This is a genomic window from Aromatoleum diolicum (genome assembly GCF_012910955.1).
Taxonomy (GTDB): domain Bacteria; phylum Pseudomonadota; class Gammaproteobacteria; order Burkholderiales; family Rhodocyclaceae; genus Aromatoleum; species Aromatoleum diolicum.
In genome coordinates this window covers 1-4,782 of sequence record NZ_WTVQ01000085.1, presented here as the reverse complement: position 1 = coordinate 4,782, position 4,782 = coordinate 1, and the positions used below count along the sequence as shown (strand labels likewise).

Below are 4,782 nucleotides of genomic sequence, written 5' to 3'. Positions count from 1 at the left end.
TCGCCTCGTCCCACAGCTGCACGTGGCAGCTCGCACAGTCCGGCTTGGCGACGTTGGCGGCCTTCTGGTGCGCTTCCTTCGCATCGACGATGTCGGTATGACAGGCGACACAGTCCATGCCGGCGTGTACGCTCTTGGCGAACTTGTCCGGCACGACGGCCGGCAGCGCTACCGCTTCGCCATCCTTGTCGGTGACCTCGATCTCGCGTTTGCCGGTCTCGTGACACTCCAGACAGGTTGCGTTGTCGAGTTTTGTGGAGCCTTCACCCGCAGGCGCAGCCTGGCTGGATATGGGCAGCAAGACGGCAAGAACGACAGCCGCCAGCGATGCCTTTAAATTGAGGATATTCACGCTTAATACTCCCGAATCCCTTTTTGTTGGAGGGCGCGGCACATGTATCCGCTCGTTCAGATGACGTTCGACCCGAGGCATCTTGTGGAGTCTACGGGGAAAAACCGGGCCCCTGCAGGCCCGGTTGCTGTGCGTGCGATCAATCAGAATGCGTGGGAGAGGGTCACGCCGATCACCCGCGTGATCTGGTCCGGCTCGACGAACACCCTCGTACCGTCCGAGTAGCTCCAGCTCGACCAGGTGTAGTCATCCATTTCGCGGCGATCCCACACGTAGTCCAGTCGCACCGAGGTCGCCTTGGTCAGCGCGTACTTCGCGAACAGGCGCAACGTGTTCAACGTGTACTCCGTGTCGGGGAGCATCCCCGCGCCCTGCCGGATCGACGAGAGCGTGCCGGCATCCGCGTAGGTGATGTCGTACTTGTTCACATCGCGGCTGTAGAGGTATTGCCCGCCGACCGACACTTTCGAACTGATCTGCCCGTCAAAGCCGGCACCGAACGCATTCGAACTCAGCTTGAGGTCGGCCCCCCACGGCACGCAGGTGTTGGCGATCGAGGAGCCGTTGCACTGCGAATTGAACGTACTGTTCAACGACTTCTGCTCGATGTCGTTGGTGGAGTGCGAATACCACAGGTTCGCCTTCCAGCGGTCACTGAAGCGGTAGGACGCATCGAGCGAGAACAGTTCCGAGCGTCCCTCGTTCAGGCCGATGTCGAAGATGCGCGTCTTGTAGTCGTCCAACGCATACTCGTAGGCAAACTGCACCGACAGCGGATCGACGGGCATCCAGTCGACCATCAGCTTGAGCTTGTCGCGCTCGCGGTCGGAGAACTGCGTCGGCGCGGTCCAGTGCAGGCCGACGGCGTGGGCGCCATCGTTCACCAGGTTCGGCGTGGTGCCCCAGCTCGAGCCGTCGCGCTCGCTGTGTGCGAACATCAGGCTGCCATTGACCGTGTCACCCAGCGACTTGCGCACATCGACCCGGTAGGTGTTCTCCGTGATCTCGTCGCGGAACAGCTCGTCCATGCCTTCGTACTTCTTGAAGTCATAATCGTAGCCGGCAGTCAGGTTGAAGCCTTGCGGCAGGCGGTAACTCGCCTCGAACTTGCCACGATGCGTCTTCTGCGACTCGGGATTGTTCTGCAGGAGCACGCCGCCGTGAGCCACGTCGACCAGATAGTCGACCTGCGGCGTCCGGTCGTCGCGATCCTCGTACGCCCAGGATGCCAACAGGCCGAGCTTGTCCGTGACACGCGAAGTGAGCGATCCAAACACGTTGGTCGTATCGACCTTGCCGCCCAGGTCCGAGCGCTTCATACCCGCGTAGTACGGCACGCGTGCGGAATTCGGCAGGAAGCTGTCATCCTGCGTCGCGAAACTCTTGCTGATCTTCAGGTTCGCGCGCGTATCGCGGCTCCAGTTGTAGCCGCCGGCGATGTGGAACTGGTGCGCCTGGTTGTCCGGCGCCAGCGACAGCGGGCTCATCTGCGTCGGCGTGCCCTGGACCGCAACGGGGTTGCCCGTACCACCCGTAGTACCGTAATTGACGAACAGGCCCTTGCCCGCCTTGTTCTCGAAGAAACTGCCGTAATACCCGCCCGAGACGTAGAACTTCTCGGTGGCATAGTCGAGCGAGGCCTCGATCTGCTTGTGGTTCGAGTCGATCGGCTCGGGCGTGAACAACTGCCCGAGGAAGCCACCGACGTTGCCGTTCGAACCGAACAGGCGCTCGCCCTTCTTGTCCTCGTTCTTGAAGGTGACGCTCGCCTGCAGGTGGCGCGAGATGAACTTGGTGGCGGTCAGGGACGTCGCGGTACGCTCGGTCTTCAGATCTTTGTCATCGACCGCGGTGCCGAGGTTGAGCGTGTTGTGGCCGATCCCGGTGACGCCGGTGATGACCCTGAACGGCGCATAGCGGGGAATCTGGTTGTACTCGACACCCAGCTTCCAGTCACCCTGCTGCTCGACCGAAGCGCCGAACTCCTGCGTGCGCAGGCCGAGGTCGCGGCCCTCGATGCGCAGCCAGCGGCCCTCGTCGGAACGGCGGATGACCTTCAGGTCAGCACTGCCGTGCATGCCTTCTTCGGCGAGGCCGTAGTACTGGCGGTACAGCGGGTTGACCTCGTTGAGGTGCTGCAACTTGACGCTTGCTTCCGCAACGTTCGGGCTGATCAGCTCCGCGACTTCTTCCTGCGCGATGGCGGACGAGACGGGGAAGGCCAGCGACACGGCCAGTGCGAGCACGGTCCGCTTGAAAACGCGATTGTTGTGCATGGTTTCTCTCCCTGAGTCTTAACGCCAGAAGCGCAACGCCTTGGAGGCGTTGGCCGGACTGTTGCTGCCATGGATCTCGGTATGGCAGTTCAGGCAACCGCGACCTTGGGTGACGCCGACCGAATTGAGACCATTGTTCTGAACCGCCGGAGAGCCGGTCGCGCGACCATTGACGGTGCGGCTGAGATCGGTGTTCGCCGCAACGCCCGGAATCGTGCCGAGGTGGTTGGCGGGATCGTGGCACTGCTGGCACAGGAAGGGCGGTCGCGTCTTCAGCATCGCGTCGGCGACGGTACCGTGCGGGTTGTGGCAGTTCCCGCAGTCCTCGGTAACCGGGGCGTGGTTATGCACGAACGGCCCGCGCTTTTCCGCGTGACAGGTGTAGCAGGTCGCGTTGGTGCTGTCCTTCACGAGCAGTTTCGGCCCGGTCGTACCATGCGGGTTGTGGCAGTCCGAGCAGCTCATCTTGCCTTCGGGGATGGGGTGATGCGACGGACGATTGACCTGCGCGCGCTGCTCCTTGTGGCAGGCGAAGCACACTTCGGCCTGGGTGCGCTTGTCGCGGACCTTGTCGTCGGCGGCGTGGGTGTCGTGACAGGAACTACAGGCGACGTCGCGGCGCTCGTGCGTGCTGCCGGCCCACAGGTGGCGCTTGGGATCGGTCTGGTGACAGGACAGGCAGGCGGCGTTGCGCTCGGCAACGGGAGTAGCGGACTGCTTGTCGAAGGTGCGGTCGGGCTTGGGCGGCTTGTCGCTACCCTTGTGGCTCACATGCTTTTCGCTGTCGCCGTGGCAGTCCGTACAGGTCGGCGTGCGACCATCGGCACGCGTACCGTGTTTGGTCTTGCCGATGTGCAGCACGCCCGGAGCGTCCGCCTCGTCATGACAGGAAGTGCATTTGGCATCACCCGTCAGGACGATGTCCTTGGGTGCCTCCTTGGGCTCATCTGCGGCGTAAGCCGCCCCCGCGCAAAAACTGCCGAGACAGGCGAGCACCGCCAGCAAGCGTCGCATTTTTTTCATATTACCCCCCAGAATCCGGACATCATTGCCGCGCCATCCCGAGCGGGACGGCGCGATTCAAAGCACACTGCTTATTGCGAAAGGATCCACTGCATCAGATTCTTGATTTCAGCCTGATCCTTGGTATCGATGATCTTGTGATCTTCTTCCGAGCCATCCTCGAGCTTGACCTTCGGCCCGGTGGTGATGTTCTTGTGCATCTTTTCAAAGCCTTCAGCTTCCTTGCCCTTGTATTTGGCCGCGATCTTCTTGTAGGACGGCCCTTTCTTGGTCTTGTCGATGGCGTGGCACTTGAAGCAGTCATTGCTCTTGGCTAAGGCCTTGGCGGCGTCCGCATCCGCGGCGGCGAAGGCGGTCGAGGACATTAGGATTGCGGCGGCGGCTGCAACGAGCAGCGAGACGCGGTGGCGGCTGAATTTCATTTGGGGTACTCCTGTAAAAGCTGGCTCTAATCGTTTGGATGACGCCGGGAGGCCAGATCCAACGCAGACAAATTTTCTTGCAATTCGAGAAACCCCAGAATAGGCATGGGTTTAAATTGCTTGTAGGAAAATTCCTAAGGGAGTCCCAGCGGCCCCTGTCCGGACCGGAGCATTGATGTCATCCAATGCGCGCAAACCGGCGCGCGCCCGCGTAAATCAGCCCGCGGGGAAGACCGGCAGATTCCCGAACGTCATCCGGGACGGGGAGTTGTCAGCGGTGCGCCGCGCGCGAACATGCAGCGCGGGCGGCCACGGGCACGCAGCCCGGGGCACGAGGCTCAGCAGTCGGGGAAGACGGGAAGGCAGGAAACGCGGGTGATAGCGCGAGCGCGACGAAACGCAGACGGAAATGCGGCTTGAATGGCGCTCGCTTCGACGAGGTGATGGGCGATGGCGTAACGGACGAGCTCGGAGGTGTTCGTCATCGCCATTTTCTGCAGGATACGCGTCGTGTGCGTGCTGGCAGTCTTGATGCTTCGCGACGGCACGGTAGTCGAATTCGGCAAGACCCTGGCCGAGCACGAGTCAGGTTCGTGACGCCGTATCGGGGAAAGCACGACGTAAAAAAAGAAGGGGGGCCTGCGCCCCCCTTCTTCATGAACGACTCACCCGCACATCAAGCGCCGAAGAACCCCGTCACAACCAGCAC

General features: G+C 61.9%; 4 protein-coding genes and 1 pseudogene. 1 reads left to right on the top strand and 4 read right to left on the bottom strand.

Translation table 11 applies throughout. The features are described from left to right. The 4 genes and pseudogenes from GPA25_RS23375 to GPA25_RS23360 form a co-directional block, all read right to left on the bottom strand. Positions 1-352 (bottom strand): annotated as a pseudogene (locus GPA25_RS23375) (cytochrome C); the annotation flags it as partial. Positions 353-495: 143 nt separating this feature from the next. Continuing rightward, positions 496-2,628, bottom strand: a complete 2,133-nt coding sequence (locus GPA25_RS23370; RefSeq protein ID WP_169262794.1) for an MtrB/PioB family decaheme-associated outer membrane protein — start codon at positions 2,626-2,628, stop codon at positions 496-498. Between the two features lie 18 nt (positions 2,629-2,646). Next, positions 2,647-3,642, bottom strand: coding sequence for a DmsE family decaheme c-type cytochrome (locus GPA25_RS23365; RefSeq protein ID WP_169262795.1), 996 nt, complete (start codon positions 3,640-3,642; stop codon positions 2,647-2,649). 80 nt (positions 3,643-3,722) lie between these two features. Beyond that, on the bottom strand, positions 3,723-4,073 hold the full coding sequence (locus tag GPA25_RS23360) for a c-type cytochrome (protein WP_169262793.1): 351 nt from the start codon (positions 4,071-4,073) through the stop codon (positions 3,723-3,725). 474 nt (positions 4,074-4,547) lie between these two features. Between GPA25_RS23360 and GPA25_RS24270 the strand changes: the two genes are divergently transcribed. Next, complete coding sequence (locus tag GPA25_RS24270; protein ID WP_281357761.1) at positions 4,548-4,670, top strand: hypothetical protein; 123 nt, start codon at positions 4,548-4,550, stop codon at positions 4,668-4,670. Positions 4,671-4,782 lie beyond the last annotated feature (112 nt).

Coding starts and splice junctions, on each gene's coding strand:
- GPA25_RS23370 (WP_169262794.1), bottom strand. CDS start 2,628: ATGCACAACAATCGCGTTTTCAAGCGGACCGTGCTCGCACTGGCCGTG.
- GPA25_RS23360 (WP_169262793.1), bottom strand. CDS start 4,073: ATGAAATTCAGCCGCCACCGCGTCTCGCTGCTCGTTGCAGCCGCCGCC.
- GPA25_RS23365 (WP_169262795.1), bottom strand. CDS start 3,642: ATGCGACGCTTGCTGGCGGTGCTCGCCTGTCTCGGCAGTTTTTGCGCG.